The sequence below is a fragment of the Selenomonas sp. AE3005 genome, assembly GCF_000686945.1.
Taxonomy (GTDB): domain Bacteria; phylum Bacillota; class Negativicutes; order Selenomonadales; family Selenomonadaceae; genus Selenomonas_A.
Window position 1 is genome coordinate 276,831 of the sequence record NZ_JMME01000002.1, and the last position, 21,280, is coordinate 298,110.

16 protein-coding genes are annotated in these 21,280 nt (G+C 48.8%); 15 read left to right on the plus strand and 1 reads right to left on the minus strand.

What is annotated here, in order from left to right; genetic code table 11:
• The first annotated feature begins 119 nt into the window (after nt 1-119).
• The 11 genes from DL94_RS0103700 to DL94_RS0103750 all read left to right on the plus strand — a co-directional run bounded on the left by DL94_RS0103700 (nt 120) and on the right by DL94_RS0103750 (nt 13,581).
• Entirely contained in the window at nt 120-1,289 is a 1,170-nt protein-coding gene (locus DL94_RS0103700; RefSeq protein ID WP_028128983.1) for an efflux RND transporter periplasmic adaptor subunit, read from the plus strand.
• Nucleotides 1,289-2,317 (plus strand): HlyD family efflux transporter periplasmic adaptor subunit, encoded by a 1,029-nt coding sequence (locus DL94_RS0103705; RefSeq protein WP_028128984.1) that lies wholly within the window; start codon nt 1,289-1,291, stop codon nt 2,315-2,317. The genes DL94_RS0103700 and DL94_RS0103705 overlap by 1 nt, the downstream gene beginning before the upstream one ends.
• 4 nt (nt 2,318-2,321) lie before the next feature.
• Nucleotides 2,322-4,559, plus strand: a complete 2,238-nt coding sequence (locus DL94_RS14155; protein WP_051586286.1) for an NHLP family bacteriocin export ABC transporter peptidase/permease/ATPase subunit — start codon at nt 2,322-2,324, stop codon at nt 4,557-4,559.
• Between the two features lie 16 nt (nt 4,560-4,575).
• Complete coding sequence (locus DL94_RS14160) at nt 4,576-7,353, plus strand: NHLP bacteriocin export ABC transporter permease/ATPase subunit (RefSeq protein ID WP_037371237.1); 2,778 nt, start codon at nt 4,576-4,578, stop codon at nt 7,351-7,353.
• 14 nt (nt 7,354-7,367) lie between these two features.
• On the plus strand, nt 7,368-8,858 hold the full coding sequence (locus tag DL94_RS14165) for a TolC family protein (protein WP_051586287.1): 1,491 nt from the start codon (nt 7,368-7,370) through the stop codon (nt 8,856-8,858).
• A 12-nt stretch (nt 8,859-8,870) separates the two neighbouring features.
• Complete coding sequence (locus DL94_RS0103725; RefSeq protein WP_028128985.1) at nt 8,871-9,452, plus strand: RNA polymerase sigma factor; 582 nt, start codon at nt 8,871-8,873, stop codon at nt 9,450-9,452.
• Nucleotides 9,453-9,547: 95 nt separating this feature from the next.
• Nucleotides 9,548-9,763, plus strand: a complete 216-nt coding sequence (locus DL94_RS0103730) for a hypothetical protein (RefSeq protein WP_028128986.1) — start codon at nt 9,548-9,550, stop codon at nt 9,761-9,763.
• A 20-nt stretch (nt 9,764-9,783) separates the two neighbouring features.
• Nucleotides 9,784-9,969, plus strand: coding sequence for a hypothetical protein (locus DL94_RS0103735; protein ID WP_037371238.1), 186 nt, complete (start codon nt 9,784-9,786; stop codon nt 9,967-9,969).
• Nucleotides 9,970-10,000: 31 nt separating this feature from the next.
• Nucleotides 10,001-12,178, plus strand: a complete 2,178-nt coding sequence (locus tag DL94_RS15165; RefSeq protein ID WP_051586288.1) for a SpoIIE family protein phosphatase — start codon at nt 10,001-10,003, stop codon at nt 12,176-12,178.
• Between the two features lie 14 nt (nt 12,179-12,192).
• On the plus strand, nt 12,193-12,528 hold the full coding sequence (locus DL94_RS14175; RefSeq protein ID WP_051586289.1) for an STAS domain-containing protein: 336 nt from the start codon (nt 12,193-12,195) through the stop codon (nt 12,526-12,528).
• Between the two features lie 93 nt (nt 12,529-12,621).
• The gene (locus DL94_RS0103750) at nt 12,622-13,581 is read left to right on the plus strand and encodes an L-lactate dehydrogenase (protein ID WP_028128988.1); all 960 of its coding nucleotides are present in this window, start codon (nt 12,622-12,624) and stop codon (nt 13,579-13,581) included.
• 684 nt (nt 13,582-14,265) lie between these two features.
• Here the strand turns inward: DL94_RS0103750 and DL94_RS0103755 are convergent.
• Nucleotides 14,266-14,865, minus strand: a complete 600-nt coding sequence (locus tag DL94_RS0103755; protein ID WP_028128989.1) for a class I SAM-dependent methyltransferase — start codon at nt 14,863-14,865, stop codon at nt 14,266-14,268.
• 162 nt (nt 14,866-15,027) lie between these two features.
• Between DL94_RS0103755 and DL94_RS14180 the strand changes: the two genes are divergently transcribed.
• The 4 genes from DL94_RS14180 to DL94_RS15170 are packed head-to-tail and all read left to right on the plus strand — an operon-like array spanning nt 15,028 to nt 20,758.
• Nucleotides 15,028-16,122, plus strand: a complete 1,095-nt coding sequence (locus tag DL94_RS14180) for a BMP family ABC transporter substrate-binding protein (protein WP_051586290.1) — start codon at nt 15,028-15,030, stop codon at nt 16,120-16,122.
• A complete protein-coding gene (locus DL94_RS0103765) occupies nt 16,112-17,215 on the plus strand; it encodes a BMP family ABC transporter substrate-binding protein (RefSeq protein WP_081798756.1) in 1,104 nt (367 codons plus the stop codon). Before DL94_RS14180 ends, DL94_RS0103765 begins: the two co-directional genes overlap by 11 nt.
• Nucleotides 17,208-19,937 carry a response regulator gene (locus DL94_RS14185; RefSeq protein WP_051586291.1) on the plus strand — a complete coding sequence of 910 codons (2,730 nt, stop codon included), beginning with the start codon at nt 17,208-17,210 and terminating at the stop codon, nt 19,935-19,937. The genes DL94_RS0103765 and DL94_RS14185 overlap by 8 nt, the downstream gene beginning before the upstream one ends.
• A gap of 44 nt (nt 19,938-19,981) precedes the next feature.
• Entirely contained in the window at nt 19,982-20,758 is a 777-nt protein-coding gene (locus tag DL94_RS15170; protein ID WP_051586292.1) for a response regulator, read from the plus strand.
• The last annotated feature ends 522 nt before the right edge of the window (nt 20,759-21,280 follow it).

Consider the following 21,280-nt stretch of genomic DNA (forward strand, 5'->3'; position numbering starts at 1 on the left):
GAGGATTTCCTTTTATAATGTCGAATTTATATTTTATATAAAAAAATTAGGGTATTATTATTCTATTCATTGCAATAATCTATTTGGGGCACATATAGCATGTGAAGGGAGTATAAAGCATGAAAAAATATTTTTATCTCGGTATAGCTATCATCCTGCTGATGGCTATGGCTATGGTGGGCTATGGAGCATGGCTGAACTATAGTGACGAGAATCAGATTGCCAAACGCATGGACAGCCGTACCTTGCAATTGAAAGGGGCCAGGGCAACAGTGCAGGATATGCACCCGGTTATAAATATGGAGGCTGTGCGTTTTGCCAGCGACAATATGACCGATGCCGTTGCGCTTACTAATGGCCGCATTCAGAATTGGTATGTAGGAAAAAACAGTGCTGTGCATAAGGGTGATATTCTTCTTTCCATGAATAATGAGCAGATTCCTTTGAAGATACAGCAGTCTAACAGTTCCGTCCGCAAGGCAGAGGCCGTGCTGGCGCAGGCCTATAGTGCATATCAGCGTCAGTGCCGGCTTATCGCCAAAAAAGCTACTTCGCAGGAGAAGTACGAGGCTGCTGAGGCGCAGTATCTGGCCGCACAGGAAGCTCTGCAGGAAGCAGAGGCACAGCGCGCGCAGAATGTCCTGCAGCAGGAATGGCTGAACGTGACATCACCAGTGGACGGTGAAGTGTTAATCATTTACCAGCGGGAGGGGGCGGCCGTACAGGCTGGCATGCCTGTGGCCTTAGTAGGTAATTTTGACAGACTGAAGTTTTCCCTCAATCTGGCTGACGCTGATACCCGTCATTTACAGGTGGGTGATAAGGCGCTGTTAACTTTCCCGGACCGTTGGACGATGGGCAAAGCCTATGATACGGATTATGGTGCAGGAAATCAGGGCTGGAATCAGAAAGTGAGTGCCCAGCTGCTGGAGGTTGTTCCGCCCCTTTCCGAGCCGGCTGATGTACGGCGTGCTGTCTGGGAAGTTGACAATCGTACCAGACTTTTGGAACCAATGACTTATACGGGCGTGACCATGCAGATGAGCCAGTCCTATCATTGTCTGACCGTGCCGCTTAAAGCCATGGTAGACGCTGCCCGTAATAAAGTTTTCGTTATTGATGAGAATGGTATCCTGCATCTTAAAGAAGTCACCGTTGGTTCGGACGATGGCAAGAATGTGGAAATCTATAGCGGACTGTCTGCCGGAGATATAGTGGTAGTGGACAGCATGGAAGGCCTGGCTGAGGGCATGAAAGCGGAAATCATACTGGAAGGGGAGAATGGCTGATGCAGGAAAAAGATAAGCAGACTGGGACTGCTGAGGCACAGCAAACCAGCTATACAGAACGCTGGAACCAAGGCGGTAAGCAGATTTTCAGTCAGGAAGCCCTTGACAAGATGCGCTCGCCGGAGAAATTGGATACGGTACTTTCCATTACTACGCCCATGGGCTGGATTGGGCTGATTTCTGTAGCGGTAATGCTGCTGGCGGTGGTCATTTGGTCCATTTTTGGTTCCTTCACGGTCAAGGCAAACGGCATGGGACTGATTATGGATTCGGCCGGTGTTGCTAAGATTTCAGCGATGGCTAATGGGACGATGGATGAAATATATGTGCATCCCGGTGAACGGGTAAAGAAGGGTGCTTTAATTGCGCATGTGAATCTGGCGCAGGAAAATGCCGCCACGCGTATGGCCCAGTATGGTCCAGAAATGGCCGGCAGCAGCCGTGATGTCATCAGCCGGGTGCATGAGTTTGATTCCAAGCGCTATCAGAAGGAAACGGCGGAATATATCTATTCTCCTTATGATGGTATTGCTGATGAAGTCTTGGTGGAAAACGGTGGTATCGTAACCAGTGGAACACCGGTTATCAGCGTACGGCTGGACAACCGGGAAAATGACCTTAAGGGCATTCTGTACATTCCGGTAGATAAGGGCAAACGCGTTGAGATGGGACAAAGCATTCAGCTGGCACCCGGCGGTGTGGATATTTCCCAGACCGGCAGCCTTATCGGTGTGGTCAGAAGTGTATCCCAGTATCCGGCTACGCTGCAGTCCATGAAGAAGAATCTGGGTGGCAACGAACAGTTGGCACAAATGATTATTCAGGGTTCGCAGGGCGCGGTTATGGAAGTGAGTTTTGACCTGGTGAAAGACCCCGATTCCAAGTCCGGTTATCTCTGGACATCTAAAGTTGGGGAGCACAAGCCGGTTACGGCAGGCAGTTTCTGTACTGGTTCCATTATCATTGAACGGCGGCCGCCTATTGAAAAAGTGTTCTATAAGTTGAGCCAATGGCTGAGAAGCAGGTGAGTCCATGAGCTTTATTGATAAATTGCAAGGCATTTTTTCCCGTAACAGAAATCGTGTCAAAGTGCCTACTATTCTTCAAATGGAGGCTACGGAGTGTGGGGCAGCGTCCTTGGCCATGATACTGGCTCACTACGGCCTGTGGATTCCCTTGGAAAAACTTCGTGCGGAATGCGGCGTAAACCGCGATGGTTCCAAAGCCAGCTGTGTTATCAAGGCTGCCCGTAACCGTAACTGCGAGGCCGATGGGTATCGCTGGACGGTAAACGATATTCTGGAACTCTTGCCCGAAAATCCCTTTCCGCTGATAATTCATTGGGAGTTCAACCACTTTGTGGTGCTCGAGGGGATAAAAAACGGCAGGGCGTACTTAAACGACCCGGCTATGGGACGGCGTACAGTGCCGCTTGATGAATTTCGTACCTCGTATACGGGTGTCGCCCTCTATATAGTGCCGGGGGAGAATTTCCAAAAAGCAGGACATCGCTATAATGTGTTTAAGGATATGGGCCGAAAGCTCCTGGAGGATAAATGGGCAGCGTTGTTTATTTTTATTCTGGAGCTCTGTGCTATTATTCCCGGTCTGGCCAGTCCTGTTATGAGCCAGATTTTCCTTGATGATATTCTGACCAAAAAACATCCGGACTGGATGGTGAATTTCTGCATAGCGATGGTGGTATCATTTATCCTGTCCGGTATCATTGCCTGGCTGCGTGCGGTGGTGCTGACCAAGTGGCAGCGTAAGCTGACTTTGGCCGATTCCTCGAGTTATTTTTGGCATCTGCTAAAGCTGCCCATGCAGTTCTTTCATCAGCGTTATGCCGCAGAAGTAGCGGGGCGTGTAGGTTTTAATGAGTCAATTGCCGGTGTGCTTTCGGGCCCGGCAGCGACGGCTGTGCTGGACTTATTTGTGGCTATTTTCTACTTGTTGCTGCTCCTGCAGTACAATGTGACCTTGACGCTTATCGGCATTGCTTTTACTTCGGTGGAACTCATTTTGTTCTTTGCCATGCGCCGGCATCTGACTGACCTTAATATGCGTATCCAGCAGGATGCAGGTAAGGCCTATGGTGTAGCCATGAATGGTCTGCGGATGATAGAAACCATCAAGGCCAATGGTGACGAGTCAGACTTTTTCACGAAATGGGCCGGTTATCAGACAAAGGTTTTGTCCGCCTCGCAGGAAACAACTTTGTGGGCCATGTCGGTAAAGATGTTGCCCACGCTGCTTTCTGGTATTAACGGGGCGCTGATTATGACCATCGGTGGTTTCTCCATTATGGAAGGTGCCATGACGGCTGGTATGTTCATGGCTTTCCAGCACCTGATGGGCAGTTTTCAGGCACCGGTAAATGCTTTGGTGGGACTTGGCTCTACCCTGCAGACCACAGAAATGCAGATGCAGCGTCTGAATGATGTGCGCCGTTATGAGGTGGATAATCTGAACTTTCCGTCCCAGGAGGAAGAATTGCAAAAATCTTTCTCCGCCGACCGTCTTTCTGGTGATTTGCGTTTGACTGATGTAAGTTTTGGTTACAGCCCGCTGGAAAAGCCGCTCCTTGAAAACTTTGACCTCCATGCGGAGCCTGGAGAATGGATTGCTGTGGTGGGGGCCTCGGGCAGCGGTAAATCTACCCTGGCCAAGATTGTCACCGGCCTTTATGAGGAATGGGGCGGCATATTGGCTTTTGATGGCGTACCCAGACGAAAACTGCCGCGTAAGGTTATTCTGAGTTCACTGGCTGCTGTAGACCAGGACATTTTTCTCATCACGGGTACGGTAGCGGAAAACATTGCACTCTTTGACCATACGGTGCGGAAAAGTGACATTGTACAGGCGGCTAAAGATGCCTGCATTCATGATGATATCCTCAAATTGAACGGCGGTTATGAAGCCCAGGTGGCTGAAGGCGGCATGAATTTCTCCGGCGGCCAGCGGCAAAGACTCGAAATCGCCCGGGCATTGGCGGTAAATCCCGCTATTCTGGTGCTTGATGAGGCGACAAGTGCCCTGGACCCCATTACGGAAAAACAGGTGCTGAAGAATATCCGTCATCGTGGCTGTACTTGTCTTATTGTGGCACATCGGTTGTCCACTATCCGCGATTGTGATGAGATAATCGTTCTGGAAAAAGGAAAAGTTGTCGAGCGCGGCGTGCACCGGGAAATGGTAAAGCATGACGGGCCGTACAGACGACTGATTGAGGAACGGGAAAACGAGGAAACAGGGAGTTTGGAAGAATGAGGAAGGAGGCAAAGACGTGGAACAAAAGGGAATACTTTCCGCAGGACAGCGCCTTCTCCTGAAGAGTGATGCGGTATTGTTGCAGGTCACCAAAGGCAGTGCTGAAGTCTATGGCGTGACCAGAAAAAAAGATGGGACGGAAGATGCACTTTCTTTCCGCCGCTGTTATCTTATGGATATCGGACCGGGAGAAGCTGCTTTTCCGGCTATTGATGAATTCAAAGAAATCCGTGTGCAGATTTATGCGCTGGAGGAGATGGAATATACACTTTGTCCCCTGGAAAATGTGGAAACGGAGGCATTGCGCGCCCACATGACACGCTGGTTCTCACGGCTGGTTGAGCTGCCCTGGCTACGGTTAATGGCAGACAAGGGCGACGACATGCTGCAGGAATGGAAGAAGGGGCGTGTTTTCCGCAAGCTGGACAGCAAAGAAGAACTGCTGGCCGAGTTTGCCGAACATGAAGAAGTATTGTCCATGTTTATGGGCATGCGATTTGGTGCAGAAGATAAGCGCCTTTCACGGCGAATTCTGCTGCGGGAGAAAGCCAGAAAGCTCCTCGTGGAAAATGGTATTCGCAGTCTGTTAGGCGAGGAAATGCTGTTTGTTGGCGAGGCGGATAATCCGAGCACCGGCAGGCAGGTAGAGGACGCGTCTTTTATCGTGCAGCAGGTGGCCAAAGCTCTCAAAATGCCGACTGATACGATTAGCATTTCTGAGGAAACAGCGCGGGATTTGGACTATGTGGCTCTGCTCCGGCGTCTCATGCAAAAGGGTAATATGCAGATGCGTCTGGTGACGCTGCCCGAAAACTGGTACAAGAAAGACACCGGTGTTATGATTGGTTTCTATACACCTCCCGGGGCAGCAGAAAAAGAAATGGCGGCGTTCATTCCTGAAACACCGGAACGCTACCGCATCGTACTTCGCCAACGGCCGGAGGGCATTTTACTGACTGATGCCGAGGCCGGGCGCATTGGCAAAGACGCTTTTCAATGCTATGCCGGTTTTCCGTCACGCGCCCTCAAATTGTGGGATTTAATCAAATTCATGTTCTGGCAGTGCTGGACAGCTGATTATCGCACGATTATTCTTTGCAGTATGTTTGGCGGCTTAATACCGCTGGCAACACCGATAATTACGGAAACAATCTTTCAGGATATCATACCGATTCTTGACCGTCAGGGGCTGGCAACAGTTACGCAGGCACTGATGGTGACCAGTTTTACTACCGCTGCTTTAGGGATTGTGCGTGCCATTGCTGTTATGCGTATTGGTACACGCATTGAAATTGCCGCGGAGGCTGCTATGTGGGGCAGGCTGACACAGCTGCCTACCAAGTTCTTCCGCAAATATACAGTGGGCGAACTGGCCAGCCGCATGGGGGGCATTGGTATTGCCAAGAGCATTGCCTCCGGGGAATTTGTGGGGTCAATCTTGTCTTTCATATTTTCCTTCTGGAGTATTTTCCTCATGTGCTATTACAGTATTAAACTTACGGCAGCGGCTATCGTTGTCTGGATTGTTTATGCCTTGTTTGTTGCTGTGGTATTGCGCAGGGTATTGTTCTTCCAGCGGAAAATCATTGCTGCCGGGAACAAGACCGCCGGGACGGTACAGCAGATTTTTGCCGGCCTGGCTAAATTCCGTGTACAGGGGGCGGAGGAGCAGGCCTACAGCCTGTGGACACGTACCTTTGGTGAGCATTGGAACTGGAGCTTGAAACTGCGCTGGCAGAACAACTATACTTCCATTATTTCCAGTATGCAGCCCTTTATCCTCACCTTGATTCTCTATTGGATTGCTGTTTATGGCATGAATGAGCTGGGGCCGGACGGCAAGACCGTGCAGAAGGGTATTGGCTATGCCCAGTTCATCGCCTTTAATGCGGCGTATTCCAGTTTCAACGGGGTTATGGGCGGTATTATCGGACTGATCAGCCAGTATTTTGGGATTCAGCCCCAGCTGGAAAATCTGCGGCCGATATTAGAGGCTGTACCAGAAAGTGCTGGCGACAAGCAGGATGCCGGTAAATTATCCGGTGCCTTGGAGGTAAGCCACCTTACATTTTCCTACACCAATATGGTTCCTGACGAGAAAGGTAATGTTACGGAAGTTGAGGGCGATGAAGTCCTTCATGATGTGAGCTTTTCCGTGGCTGCCGGCGAAAATGTCGCTATCGTAGGCAAGTCCGGCAGCGGCAAGAGTACTTTGGTACGCCTGTTGCTGGGCTTTGAAGTACCCAAGAGTGGTGCTGTGTACTTTGATGGGCATGACCTTTCTGATGTAAACCTGCCTTCGGTTCGTTCCCAGATGGGCGTGGTGCTGCAGAATGGCCAGCTGATGACCGGCGATATTTACACCAATATCGTGGGGACGAAACTATTAACGCAGGATGATGCCTGGCAGGCGGCCGAGGCTGCCGGTATTGCTGAAGATATTGCCGAAATGCCCATGGGCATGCAGACTGTCATCAGTGAAGGCAGCAGCAATATTTCCGGCGGACAGCGGCAGCGAATTCTCATTGCCCGGGCTTTGGTGGGCAAGCCGTCCATACTCATATTTGATGAGGCAACCAGTGCCCTGGATAACCGTTCGCAAAGCATCGTGACCAAAAGCCTTGACCGTCTCCATGCTACACGCATTATCGTAGCACATCGTCTTTCCACCATACGCAACTGCGACCGTATCATCGTTATGGATGAAGGACGTGTTGCCGAGATGGGAACCTTCAATGAGTTGGTAGAGAAAGGCGGAATCTTTTCCGAACTGGTGAAACGGCAAGTAGCATAAGGATGTGACCTTTTATGAAGAAAATGATTATAGCAAGTTTGGTAGCGGCCTCCTGCCTGTGGGGGGAGGCTGGTGCAGCACCATACGGAGAACAGGAAACGGGCGCGGCTGTAGACCTGAGCCTGGCTGAGTGTGTGCAGATGGCTCTGGATACAGATGAGAGCATTGGGGCCAGTGAAGATGGCCGGGACGCGGCGAAATGGCAGCTGTCCAGTGCGCGGCGTGGCACCGGACCGGTTGTCGACTGGTCATCGCGTGCCTTACGTCTGGGCGGCAGGGATTATGAATCCCGCAAGCTTATGCGTGAACTGTTGGGTGATAATGCTAATGCTTATAACAACACCTTTTCCAATAGCTGGACACTTACTATCCCCATCTATACGGGAGGGCAGCGTGAAGGACAGATTGATAGTGCCAGGTATCAGTTAAATCAGGCTGACCTCGATCTGGAGAACACGCGTCAGCAGGTGCGTTACCGGGCGGCCGAGGCTTATGCCAACCTGCTCCACCGGGAGAATCTGCAGCGTATTGCTGAGGAGGCTGTAGACATGGGCAATACCCAGCTAAAGCTGATTTCCGACCAATACAGCGAAGGTATGGTAGCCAAGGCCGATGTACTGATGATGGAGGTACGGCTGGCCAATTACCGGCAGAACCTGTCAAGTGCCAAGGGCGCAGTCAATGTGGCGCGCAGTACCTTGGCCAGTATTGTGGGATTGCCGCAGGACAGTGTGGTTTCGCCGACAGATATTTTCACTTATGAGCCCTATCCCCGTGACCTGCCTGCTTGTGAGGATTACGCACTGGCACATCGTCCCGATGGCCTGTCCGCCGATTATGCTGTAAAAGCTGCACAGGCACAACAGGATGCGGCTAAGGCCGGTTATCGTCCCAGAGTTACAGGAACGGCAGGTCAGAGTATCTCATCCAATATTCCTTTCCGCAGTGAACGCAGTAATGGTTGGGAGGCAGGTATTAGCGTTAACTGGAGTGTTTTTGACAATGGTGTGACCAGTGCCAATGTCAAGCGGGCCGGGGCGCTGGTGGAACAGGCGAAAAAATCAGCCGCACGTACTCAGAAAACTATCCGCTTGGAAACACGCACAGCATATATTCAGATGAAAACGGCAGAGGAAAATATCCATGCCGCAGCCGCAGCTGTTAAGCAGGCTGAGGAAAGCTATATGATTGCGCAGGTGCGTTACGAGGAAGGCGTGGATATCCTGCTTTCCGTGACGGACGCACAGGAAAAACTCACTCAGGCGCGTTCCAATTACAGCACAGCACTTTACCAGTACAATCTGTACCGTGCTACCCTGGAAAAAGCCATGGGAGTACCAGTGGGCTTTGACGCTGCCCTTTATGCCGAGGCTGAACGTAAAGGTGCCGCCGCCAATAGTGCTTTGCAGGCAGCAGCTGTCAAAGACAGTCCTGTAAAAGAGAAAAACGACACGGAAAAAGTCTTGGACGCTGGTGCGGTTGGACAGGAGTTTGCCGGTAAGTAAGGAGATTCACTTATGAATAAAGGAATTGTAACCTTTCCCCAAAAAAAAGACAGTGATTACTGGGGCCGCCTGGCCCAGCGCGCAGTGACGGACGAACTGGCATTTACGGAACTGTATGAACATTTCTTTCCCCGTGTGTACCAGCACCTGATGGGAAAGACAAAGGATTCTGCACTGGCGGATGAGATGGTAAGTGATACCTTTATCCGCATGTATCAGCATCTCAAAGATTATGACCCGGATAAAGGAGCATTTTCCACATGGCTGTTTCGTATCGCACAAAATGTGCTCTACAAGCATTACGGCAGCAAAACTGTTACTATGCATGCACCCTGGGAAGAAAATTTTGACCCGGCCGCACCGGAACAGTACACACCGGAAAAGCAGGCACTGACGCGGGAAGAAAATGAGGAATTGCTGCAGGCTTTGGCAAGCTTGTCCGAACGTCAGCAGAAAATTGTCGAAATGACCTATTGGCTGGGCATGAAGTCAGGAGAAATAGGGGAGGCCTTGGGGATTGATGCTAACACAGTCCGTACGACATTGCGGCAAGCCCGTGAAAAACTGAAAAAATTGTTGGAGGATAAGGAATAAATTTTTTTAAAACCAATACACTTTTTTGCTTTGTCAGGGATATAAAGAGCAAAAGAAAAACAAAGATTCGGTAAAGCAAGAGAGGAGAATATAAAATGGAAGACAAATTACTTGATAACAAATTGGAACGGTTTGATTTTTCGCAGTGCCATAACATTAAAGAGACCTTGTTGGGCAAGCTGCTCACTATGCACCGTATGGATAATATGTCAGCTCAATGGAGCAAGAACCTCAGTGATGAGGAACTGGATATGGCAGTAGCTGCAGGTAATCCCGCCCTGCAGGAAAAAAACAATAAAGAAATCGAATGACAGCGCTGAGGACTTATTGTATGGGAAAGTACAAGCTGATGATGAAATATAAAGCTTTGGGGACGGATATAGCAATGGTTTCATTGCTATATCCGCTTTTTTATGGCAAACGATTAGGGGAGAGAAAAGAAATATACAGCGATTTAGGAGGAATAGACAATAGAAAAGGAGAAAATTATTATATTAAGGTTATGAAAAAGACATAGCCATATATGAATAAAGCAGGGGGGAATCAACGTGAAGGTCAGAATGAGTATCGAGCAGCGCTTGTTCCGTCTGGTTCTCTGGACAGGAATCGTATGCTTTCTGGCTTTTGAGGCAGTTTCCTTCTATGGACTCAATGATGTACGCCGGTATACGATAGAACAGGGGCAGGAAATGGGCGCGGCGTCGGCTGCTTTTGCTGAGCAAGTGGCTGATGAACAGGCCAAGCAGCGGTTTGCGCTGCTGGCGCGGGAAAAGGCCAAGCGTATAGACAGTGAAATGGCCAGAATTAAAGAGGACACGGAACTGCTGGCCAAGACAATGACGCAGATTCTGACAAAGCCGGATAAATATCTGCCCCGCCGTTTGCCTGTTGGTGGGGAAACACCTATTGCCTCCGGCCAGCCTTATCTGTTTTTTACACCGGCACTGCGCGCGAGCGGACATATCGCCGATGTTATGCCTGAGGCTGATATCGCCGCCAATGCCGCTGATACTATGGCCTTGTGGGCGAATACCTATGAACCAGGCCATGAATTGACTTATTTTTATGCCGCTGAGCTTGGTTATATTATCAGCGTAGATGTCATGGCAGACCGCAATGAGAATGTAAAGTTTTATGATGAGTGGTATGCGCCATCGTTTGACCCGCGAAACCGTCCTTGGTACAAGGAGGCTAAAGCCACAGGAAAAACTATATTCACGAATGTTTTCGTAGGCATAGAAGGGTATCCAGCCATTGCCTGCATGGCACCTTACTATGATAAAAATGGTTTTGCCGGGGGCGCTGGCATAGCACATAATATCGATTCACTTTATAAACAGCTCGCCACCAATGAGTTGGAAGGAACGAATGTTAACTTCATCTTGAATGCCCAGGGGCAGGTGGTACTATCATCGGAGAAGGCTGGTGTGCTGTCAGCGGCTGAAAAAGGAGACGACCTGCGGCAGGGCACAGAGCAGGATTTAGCGGCCAAAGCTGTGAGCATGGTAGAGGGACAATCTGCGGTTGACATGGTGTTGGTAGAGGGGAAGGAGTATTATATTGCCTATGCGCCGATACCGTCCATGAAGTGGAGTTATGGCACCCTGATAGAAAAGGACGTTGTGGTTCAGCCGGCACAGGCAGCTAAGGACCATCTGCTGACACAGGCGGAGAACTTTTTTGCTGCTTTCAGCAAATATTTCCGGGATAATCTGCTGCGTACGGCGGTACTCCTGTTGCTATTGCTGCTGATGTTGTACTACGCCAGCCGCAAGGCAGCAGACCGTTTTGTGCAGCCACTGCTCACCCTTACGGCCGGTGTGCGTGATATATCCAGCGGCAATTTGGAAAAAAAGCTCTCGCTTAAAACAGGCGATGAGATTGAGCAGCTGGCAGAAAGTTTTAATCAAATGACTGATGAGCTGCGGCGCTATATCAAGAAACTGGAGCAGGCAGCAGCCGAGAGAGAACGTATTGCGACGGAACTGTCTGTCGCAGCGCGTATTCAGGCCGGGAGTCTGCCACGGGACTTCCCCAGTCAGAAAGGCTGTGAGCTGTTTGCTACCATGCAGCCAGCCAAGGAAGTGGGGGGAGATTTTTATGATTTTTACTTCCTTGATGATAAACGTCTGTTGCTGACAATCGCGGACGTTTCCGATAAGGGCGTGCCAGCAGCTTTGTTTATGGTGCGGTCAAAAACTGTTTTGGGTAGCAGCATTCTCCGAACGGAAAAGGAGGGCGGCAGTCTGGCCGATGCCGTTATGATAGCCAATGATGAGCTTTGCCAGAACAACGAGGCGGAACAGTTTGTTACGGCGTTTGCTGCGGTTATAGATATGGTCACGGGACAAGTCAGCTATGTAAATGCCGGCCATAATCCGCCGGTTCTCCTGCATAAGCAGGAGGGGAGTGGGGATGCCCGGCTCCTGCCCCGGGCGGATAATCCCATGCTGGGCGTTATGGAGGGGCTTGTATACAAGGAAAACACCCTGCAGTTGGCTCCGGGAGATACAATGCTGCTCTATACTGACGGTGTGACCGAGGCCATGAATAAAGAGGGGCAGATGTTTACCAAGGAACAGCTGCTCCGCACATTGAGCGCCGGGCAGGGGAAAAAGGCAGAGGAAATAGTGTCTATTTGTATGGAGGCCGTGGGAAAACACGCCGCTGGCGCCGAGGCCTCTGATGATATAACTATGCTGTGCTTTCATTGGCAGGGCATTTGATAGGAGAAATGAAAATGGATGAAAAATTATTAAGCAGTGAAGTAAGCGAAAAAGGTGTCTGGACTATATTATCCCTGCAGGGGCGCTTAGACAGGGTTACTTCTACGGAAGTGGGGGAGCAGGCCGAAGACTTGCTGGCGTCGAGCACTAAGCTGGCCGTGGAAATGACAGGGTTGGAGTATCTGTCCAGTGCCGGGCTGCGGATTATACTGCGTCTGGCCAAAAAAGCTAAAGCAGCCAAGAAAGTTTTTGCCATTTGCGGGGCAGAGGGCTTTGTCAAGGAAGTGCTCGAGGATTCCAATATGGATATGCTCGTAACGCTTTATCAGGACAGAAATCAGTTGGAATGATAAGGCGTTTGTAAACTTTGTGAAAAAGATGTATACTGTAAAAGTGTTAATGTACACAATACATCTACGAAATGGCAAAGGGGATATGTAAAAGTGTTTAAACCGCATAAGTTAGCAATCATTGGTTTGGGGCATGTAGGCTCGGCAGTTTTGGCCAGAGCTATTGCCTGTCATTTGGCCGCAGAAATCGTTTGTATTGATATCAAGCCGGAAGTTGCCCATGGTGAGGCCTTGGACGCAATGCATTCCTTAGCTTGTGCCTATGTGCCGGGAATTCATGTTTATGCTGGCGGCTTTGAGGAATGCCGTGATGCTGACGTGATTATCTGTGCTGCCGGGCCGAGCATTCTTCCCGGCCAGAAAATGGACAGGCTGCTTTTGGCCAAGGAAAATATCGCAGTTATTCGTGATGTGATGAAACAGGTAACGGCCTATACGCGTGACGCTGTGTTCATCATGATAACAAATCCCTTGGATATCACAACTTATGTGGCTGCCACGGAGTTTGCTTATCCGGCTGGCCGGCTCTTTGGTACGGGGACGACATTGGAAACCATGCGGTTTAAAAGTATATTGGGCAAACATTTTCATGTGGATGCCAGCGATGTGCAAGGCTATATGTTAGGCGAACACGGCAATTCCGCTTTCCCGGCCTGGAGCACGGTCAATATAGGTGGTGTGCCGCTGGCAAGGCTCGATGAATTCTTTGACCATGAGGAAGAACTGGACAGGGAAAAGATTGCGCAGGAAGTCGTTAATACGGCTTATGATGTGGTAATGTCGAAGGGCTGGACAAATACGGGTATAGCGATGGGGGCTTGTCGTCTGGCTAAGGCTGTGCTTTTCGATGAGCATTGTGTCATGCCGGTGTCCATGCCTTTAGATGGTGAGTATGGTGTTCATGATGTGGCTTTGTCCATGCCCAGCATTATCGGACGTAATGGTGTGGAAAAAAGGATACCGCTGCCTTTGCCGGCAGAGGAAGAAGAGCTGCTGCAAAAGAGTGCGGAAAGCATACAGGCAGTGCTTAGGGGCAATGGAGTTATAAAGTAACAGGTTTAAAGGCCGTTGACGAAAAATGTCAACGGCCTTTTTGCGTGTAAATTGCAGTTTGACGGTCAGTGCCTGCTTACTTTTAGTTGTTACAGCTCAGTTGGGTGGAGGTGGTAATACTTTTCGCTGTTGCACTAAATGTCCCACTAGCAAACGACAGCACTTTTTAGCCACCTTGCGCCGGGCAGGCCAGCGGCGCGATCATTCATCATAGTATCCAGTAACTATAGTTTGTGGGCCAGTCCTCACTGCGTTCGGACAGTCGTTCCACTGCGAAAAGCATCACCACCTCCGCCCTAAGAGTCGTCCGTTTAAAAGAATTCTTTCGCACTGACAGGGAGCAGGCACATCGATGTTCTTGTAACGGGAGCAACGGGTTCGTAGCAATTGTAAACACCGTAGCTAGGGGCGAACGGGGGAGTGATTTTTATGCGGGGAGCGACTGCCTGAGCGCAGCGAAGGCCGGCACACTGTAGTACGCAGCTAAGCAACTACGCTGAAAGGAGCGCCGTTGGCCCGCCCGGCGCAGGTAACTGGACAAGATTATTTCCCGAGGTGTGTCGTTTAGCGGAGGCAGAAAAATTACTCCCCCGTGAACCCCATGCACGTATTAACGGGATACTTTTAAGAACTACTTAACTGTCAAACTGCAACTTATGTTTGGATAACAACGAACAGTGGGGGTTACAGTCCGGTGCGGAAGATTAGCAGCTTTTCGCGTGTGTCGCGTTCGGGGCTGTTACGGTGGCAGACCAGCGTGTCTGTCAGTGATAGTTGGGGTAAGGAAAGGAGGTAGTCGATATATGCTTGTGAGGGATAATAGAAGAACAGGAGAAATTCCCGGGGGGATTCCTGACAGGAAGAAAGCAGATTCATCATTACGGTGCGGAGTATAGCGGTGGAGAAGGGATTGAAGAAGAAAGCCCTGTCGGCGTAGGCCGGTACGGCAAAATCAGCGGCGTCCTGCTGCAGCAGCGTGACTAAATGACCGCGGCAGGCGGTGTCGCGGTTGGCCAGAGCTTTTTCATACAGCCGCGGATTGTACTCCACACCGATGGTATGGCATTTTGTCTGACTGGACAGGAAGAAACTTACGCGTCCTTTGCCACAGCCGTAATCAATCAGCGTGTTGTTCCTGAGTATAAGTCCGGTATTTACGACTTGCTCCAATACTTCATAGTCGGTGGGTTCATAAGGGTAACGGGTAAAATCAGAAATGGTATCATCACGGCCGGTAGTTTTGATATTTAAAATCCGGTCCCATTCCTGTTCATAATTCATCATAAATGGCAGCTCCTTTTGTGCTTGCAGGGAAATAAGTATTTTTAGTATATAGATTGTGGCAGGGAATAGCAAGTGGGAGAGGATTACAGAATTTTTTGGCGAATAGTCTAACAGAGGAATAGTGTATGTTTTCGATTACTGGATAGCAAGGAGTGAGGCCAGTTGAGAAAGATACTTATTGTGGTGATAATGATATTTGTGGCCGCTGTAGCAGGGATTATGCTTATAAGGGATAGTCATACAGAAACAGATATAACTGCTGAGACGACAAGAATAGGCCTTATTTTAAATGGCAGCCACAATGATAGAAATTATGTCCAGACGCATTTTGAGGCGTTGCAGTCTTTGCAGAAAGAACTAAATCTGAAGATTATTTGTCGGGAAAAAGTTCCTAAGGACTGCTATAAAGAAATAGTGGATTTGATTGAGAAGGAAGACTGCAAAATCATTGTGGCAAATTCATTTGAATTTGGCGAGTATATGAAAAAGGCAGCGTTGGCATATCCTAATATATATTTTCTGCATGCGAGCGGAACGTCGCATTCGATAAATATGTCAACGTATTTTGGCAGGATGTATCAGGCCAGGTATTTAGCTGGTATTGTAGCTGCTTTAGAATCAAAAACTGGGGAGCTTGGCTACGTGGCGTCTTTTCCACTGCCGGAAGTAATCAGGGGGATAAATGCCTTTATGCTGGGAGCACACAGTGTTCGTCCTGAGACTGCCGTCTACGTGCGTTTTTGTAACTCGTGGACAGCAGATGAGCCTGCTGAGACGGCTACGAAAACGTTGCTGGATAATCACCCACAGATAGATGTTATCGCTGTGCATACGAACTCCCTAAAGCCACACAAAGTAACCGAAAGCAGGGGGATAATGTCTATCGGCTGTAATAAGGACAACAGTGATTTGTTTACAAGCGCATATCTTACGGCTGTGGAATGGAACTGGCAGGGATATTACCGTGAGCAAATACTTGACTGTCTGAGGGGTAAATTCCACGGAACGCACAAGTGGATAGGCATGAAGGATGGCATTGTTAAATTGTCAGGTTTTTCCAGTATTGTTAGTGAGGAAACAAAGGCCGCGGTGGCGGCAGCCAACGACAGACTTACAAGCCGTGAATTTGATGTGTTTTATGGGCCCATTCGGGATAATACCGGCAAACTTCGCTTAGATGAAGGCGAATCAATGTCAGATAATGCAATGTTAAATACATTTAACTGGTATGTGGAGGGCGTAACCATTGAACAGTAAGAGATGGAGGGATCGTAGTATTCCGATATTGCTGGTGCTTATCATCGTATCAGTAATCATCCTCGTGATACAGAGTTTTCGTATTCCCAGTGAGTCCAAACAGGTTAAGGTGGGAGCTGTTTTAGTTGGCTCCAAGGCTGATGGAGGCTGGAATGAAAGTCATTTCAACGGTCTTATGAAGGCCAGTCAGAAACATGGTTGTGAATTTATTCATCGTGAATATATCGCTGAAAGTGGGGATGAGGGGACATTTTACGAGGCCGTTGATGGAATGATTGCTAAAGGTGTCAATGTTATTTTTCTGACCAGCAATGGCTACGGCAAATATTTGGATAAAATCGCCGAACGATATCCTAACGTAGCTTTCTTTTGCATATCTGGGCATGGAAAGGCCAAAAACTGTACTTCATATTTCGCCCGTCTTTACCAGGTGCGCTATCTGTCCGGTTTGGTTGCCGGGGCGCTTACTAAGACCGGCGTGCTGGGGTATGTAGCGGCAATGCCCAATTCGCAGACAAATCGTGGCATAAATGCCTATGCAATGGGGGTGCGGCGGGCTAATCCGCAGGCGAAATTGTTGGTTCGTTTTACGGGCAGTTGGGACAATGAGCAGCTTGAACAGGAAAGTGTTGTAAAGATGGCTGCAGCCGGGGCTGATGTGTTTACCTACCATGAGGATAAGCCAAATGTTATAAAAAAAGCGGAGGCGATGGGATTATATACTGTCGGCTATGGTTCCACCAACGCCAAGTATTCCCAGCGGTATTTGACGGCGGCTTTATATGACTGGGATGTCGTTTATGAAAAGGTGTTATCAGACTTTTTGATTGGCAAAGTGAACATGTCCAAAGACTATTGGCTCGATATAACAGAGGGCGGTGTAAGGCTGGATAGAATATCACCTTTGGCAGAGCAGCAGACACTGGCTTTGGTGGAATTGGAGCTGCAGCGTATCAGAAAACAGGATGTGTTTTCCGGGGTGATCTATGATAATGAAGGACGCCTTCGTTGCGGAGAGGGAGAACAAATCAGTGACGAACAGCTATTTTACGGCATGGATTGGTTTGTCGAGGGGGTAGAGATATATGATTAACCTTGCTTCCTTGAAGGAGAAAAGCACTGCTGTCATAATCCTGCTGGTCTTTGGTCTCGTGCTGCTGTTTGTTGGTGTAATGTTCAAAGAGCGCATGAGTGACCTGCTCATACTTTACACGGAAAGGCAGACACAGAGGCAGGCTGAAACACTAGCTTGTCAGGCTGCGGAAAATTTAGACGTCGAACTTAAAAATCTTGCCTATATTGCGGCGAAAATCGAATCTGCGCCTGAGGAGCGTGAGCGTTTAATGCCACGGCTGCTCAACGACGCCGGTGCCAAACAGGGATTGATGGCGCTTAACGGCACGGCCGTCTTTGGGGACAGCTTGTCTGTACGCCGTTTTGATGGGATACAGACTTCGTTTCGTGGTTACCGGGCCATTACTTTCGTGCCTGGTGAAGGGCTGCTGTTTACCTGTCCGGTCTTTCATGGGGAAAATGTAAAGTATGTTTTGTACCGGCTTTATCCTATCAACAGCCTGATGGAGCGATTTGCTATCAAGTGTTACGATGGGATTGGTAAAATGATGGTCACCACGCATGAGGGGGATATAATTATTCCCTTTGCCCAAAGTGACGTAGAAGATATCGAATTTATGCAAAGCGCTGAGGTGAAAAAATTCTATCAAACCATGAATCGGGAAATGGAAGTTTCTGTAGCCTCTGCCCGCAGCTTTCAATCCAGTCATGGCAATATGATTATGTTTGAAGCAGAAATTCCGGGGACGGATTATTTGGTAGCAGGCTTTGTACCACAGGCCAAGGCCTCGGAGGGGATTGAGAGTATTACCCTGTTAGTGGTTTATGTGTTCAGTCTGTTGATGATACTGGTAATTTTGGGTGTGACATTCTTGGTTCGTGCGCAGGTGAAAATCCGCGAGAGTGCAGAACTTATGGAAGCCAAGGCGCAGGCGGAGGAGGCTTCACGGGCGAAAAGTAATTTCTTGGCCAATATGTCGCATGAGATTCGCACCCCGATTAACGCCGTTATCGGCATGAATGAAATGATTCTGCGCGAGTGCAAGGACGAAGGTATCCGCTATTATTCCGAAAATGTTAAGGCGGCTGGCAGAACCTTGTTGGAGCTTATCAATCAAATTCTCGATTTTTCTAAAATAGAAGCAGGAAAAATCGAAATCATTCCCGTAGAATACTATATGGCCTCTATGCTTAATGACCTGGTAAATATGCTGAAGCCGCGGGCTATGGATAAAGGGCTGAAACTGGAACTAGGGTTTGATGAGGAAATGCCTGGTGTTCTGTTTGGCGATGAGGTCCGCATTAAGCAGATAATTACAAATATGCTGACCAATGCCGTGAAATACACGGAAAAGGGAACAGTGACGTTCTATATGGGCTATGACACTATTCCTGATGAACCGGACAGTGTATACCTGCGGGTGGCTGTGGAGGATACAGGTATTGGCATAAAAGATGAGGACATGGAGAAACTGTTCACTGAATTTGAACGGATTGAGGAAAAACGTAATCGCAATATTGAAGGCACGGGCCTTGGTATGGCCATAACCTTGAATCTGCTGCGAATGATGGGCAGCAACATGCAGGTGGACAGCACTTATGGCTACGGCTCTACATTCTGTTTTGTGCTTAAGCAAAAAGTAGTAAGCTGGGAGCCGTTAGGTGACTATGAAAAATCATATCATGCTATTTTTAAAAGTAAAAAAAGCCATCAGGAAAAATTCACGGCACCTAATGCCAGAGTTATGGTTGTGGACGATAATAAGATGAATCTGGTCGTATTCCAAAATCTGTTAAAGCAGACACAGGTACGAATTGACACGGCAGAAAGTGGCGACGCGTGTCTGGCACATACCCAAGAACGAAAATACGATATCATTTTTCTCGACCACATGATGCCGAACAAGGATGGCATTGAAACTTTGCATGAGCTGCGGGCGCAGGAGGATAACCCGAATCGGGACACGGTCGTGGTCTGTCTGACTGCCAATGCTATTGCCAATGCACGTGAGCAGTATATAAGTGCCGGATTTGATGATTATTTGACGAAACCTATTTCACCGCAAAAGTTAGAGGAGTTGCTGGCGGAATATTTGCCACCTGAAAAAATTTTGGCCGCAAGTCAGGATCAGGCAGCTGAGGCTGGTCCTCAAGTGCCGGAAGTGCTGGCACCACTAAAAGACGCAGACTGGCTTGACTTGTCAACAGGCATAAAAAACAGTGGTTCGGCTGATGACTATCTGCCATTACTGAAAATCTTCTATGAATCGCTGGACGAAAAAGTGGCAGAGATTGAAAACTTTTATAGCCAGCAAAACTGGAAGGATTATACCATCAAGGTGCATGCGCTTAAAAGCTCGGCGCGCATTATCGGTGCAATGGCTTTTGGTGAAGAGGCGCAGCAGCTCGAAAACGCCGGCAAGAGTGGTGATACGTCCTACATCGTCCAGCACCATGCGGCGTTTATGACGAAATACCGCAGCTTTAGGGAACCTTTGGCAGCAGTATTTGCCATGGAGCAGGCTGCAGATAAGCCGCTTGTGGATAGTGATTTACTCGCAGGAGCATATGCGGAAATTAAAGTGGCGGCAGAGGAAATGGATTGCAGCCGGTTGGAGGAGATATTTGTGGAACTTGATGAGTACGGTTTTCCTGACAGTGAGACAGCGAAATGGGAAAGCCTGAAGGCCGCTGCTGAACAATTCGATTATGATAAAATCATAGCAATACTTGCTGAATAAGACCATCGGCGTTACAATAATATGTACTGCATGGGGTGAGAGATATGAGTGAAACAAAAGAGAAAAAAGTCGTTATCGTAATGTGTAACTATAGCGTGGTGGTTAAGGGGATTGAGCGCAAGCTGAAGGAAATAGGCTGCAAGGTTTCTATAATCACGCAGGAGAAAGATAATCTGCCGAAATTTGATAAGGAAAAAGAAACGGCACTCTTTATCTTTTATCTGCCGAATAACATTATGGAAGATGTAATTAAATTCAACTGGCTTGAGCATGTTTATGGTAAAATCCATGATTTGGAATGCGAATGCGAAGTTATAGTCATCGGGGACAAGAGTGAGCGCGATGATTTGACGGGCAGAGTGTTCGGCATGCTCCATGTGGGCTGGCTGGACAGACCGGTGAAAATGGAGGAACTGGAACTGGCCGTGACGGAGGGGATTTTCCCTGAAGTCGAGGGCAACACGAAAAAGCATATTCTGATAGTTGATGATGACCCATCGTATGCTAAAATGGTGCGCGAATGGATTAAGGATAGTTATCAGGTCAGTATCGTTACGGCCGGGATTCAGGCGATAACCTTCCTGGCGAAAAAAAGCGTGGATATGATTCTGCTTGACTATGAAATGCCGGTGGTAGATGGGCCGCAGGTATTCCAAATGCTGCGCCAGGAACCATCAACGCAGGGGATTCCGGTGGTGTTCCTGACCGGTGTCGGCGGCAAGGAACAGGTAGAACGCGTATTAAAGCTGAAACCGAATGGGTACATATTAAAATCGACCACCAAAGAAAAATTGCTAAGTTACCTTAAGGAGAAACTGTAATTTTTTTTCATAGCAAAAGGTCCGTTGAATTTCTCAACGGACCTTTTGTTGTAAATTGCAGTTTGATGGTTAACGAGTTCTTAAAAGCATCCCGTTCATACGTGCATGGGGTTCACGGGGGAGTAATTTTTCTGCCTCCGCTAAACGACACACCTCGGTAAATACTCTTGTCCAGTTACCTGCGCCGGGCGGGCCAACGGCGCTCCTTTCAGCGTAGTTGCTTAGCGATTGACTACAGTGTGCCGGCCTTCGCTGCGCTCAGGCAGTCGCTCCCCGCATAAAAATCACTCCCCCGTTCGCCCCCAGCTAAGGTATTTACAATTGCTACGAACCCGTTGCTCCCGTTACAAGAACATCGATGTACTTGTTCCCTGTCACTGCGAAATAATTCTTTTAAACGGACGACTCTTAGGGCGGAGGTGGTGATGCTTTTCGCAGTGGAACGACTGTCCGAACGCAGTGAGGACTGGCCCACAAACAACAGTCCCTGGACACTGTGCTGAACAATCGCGCCGACTGCTT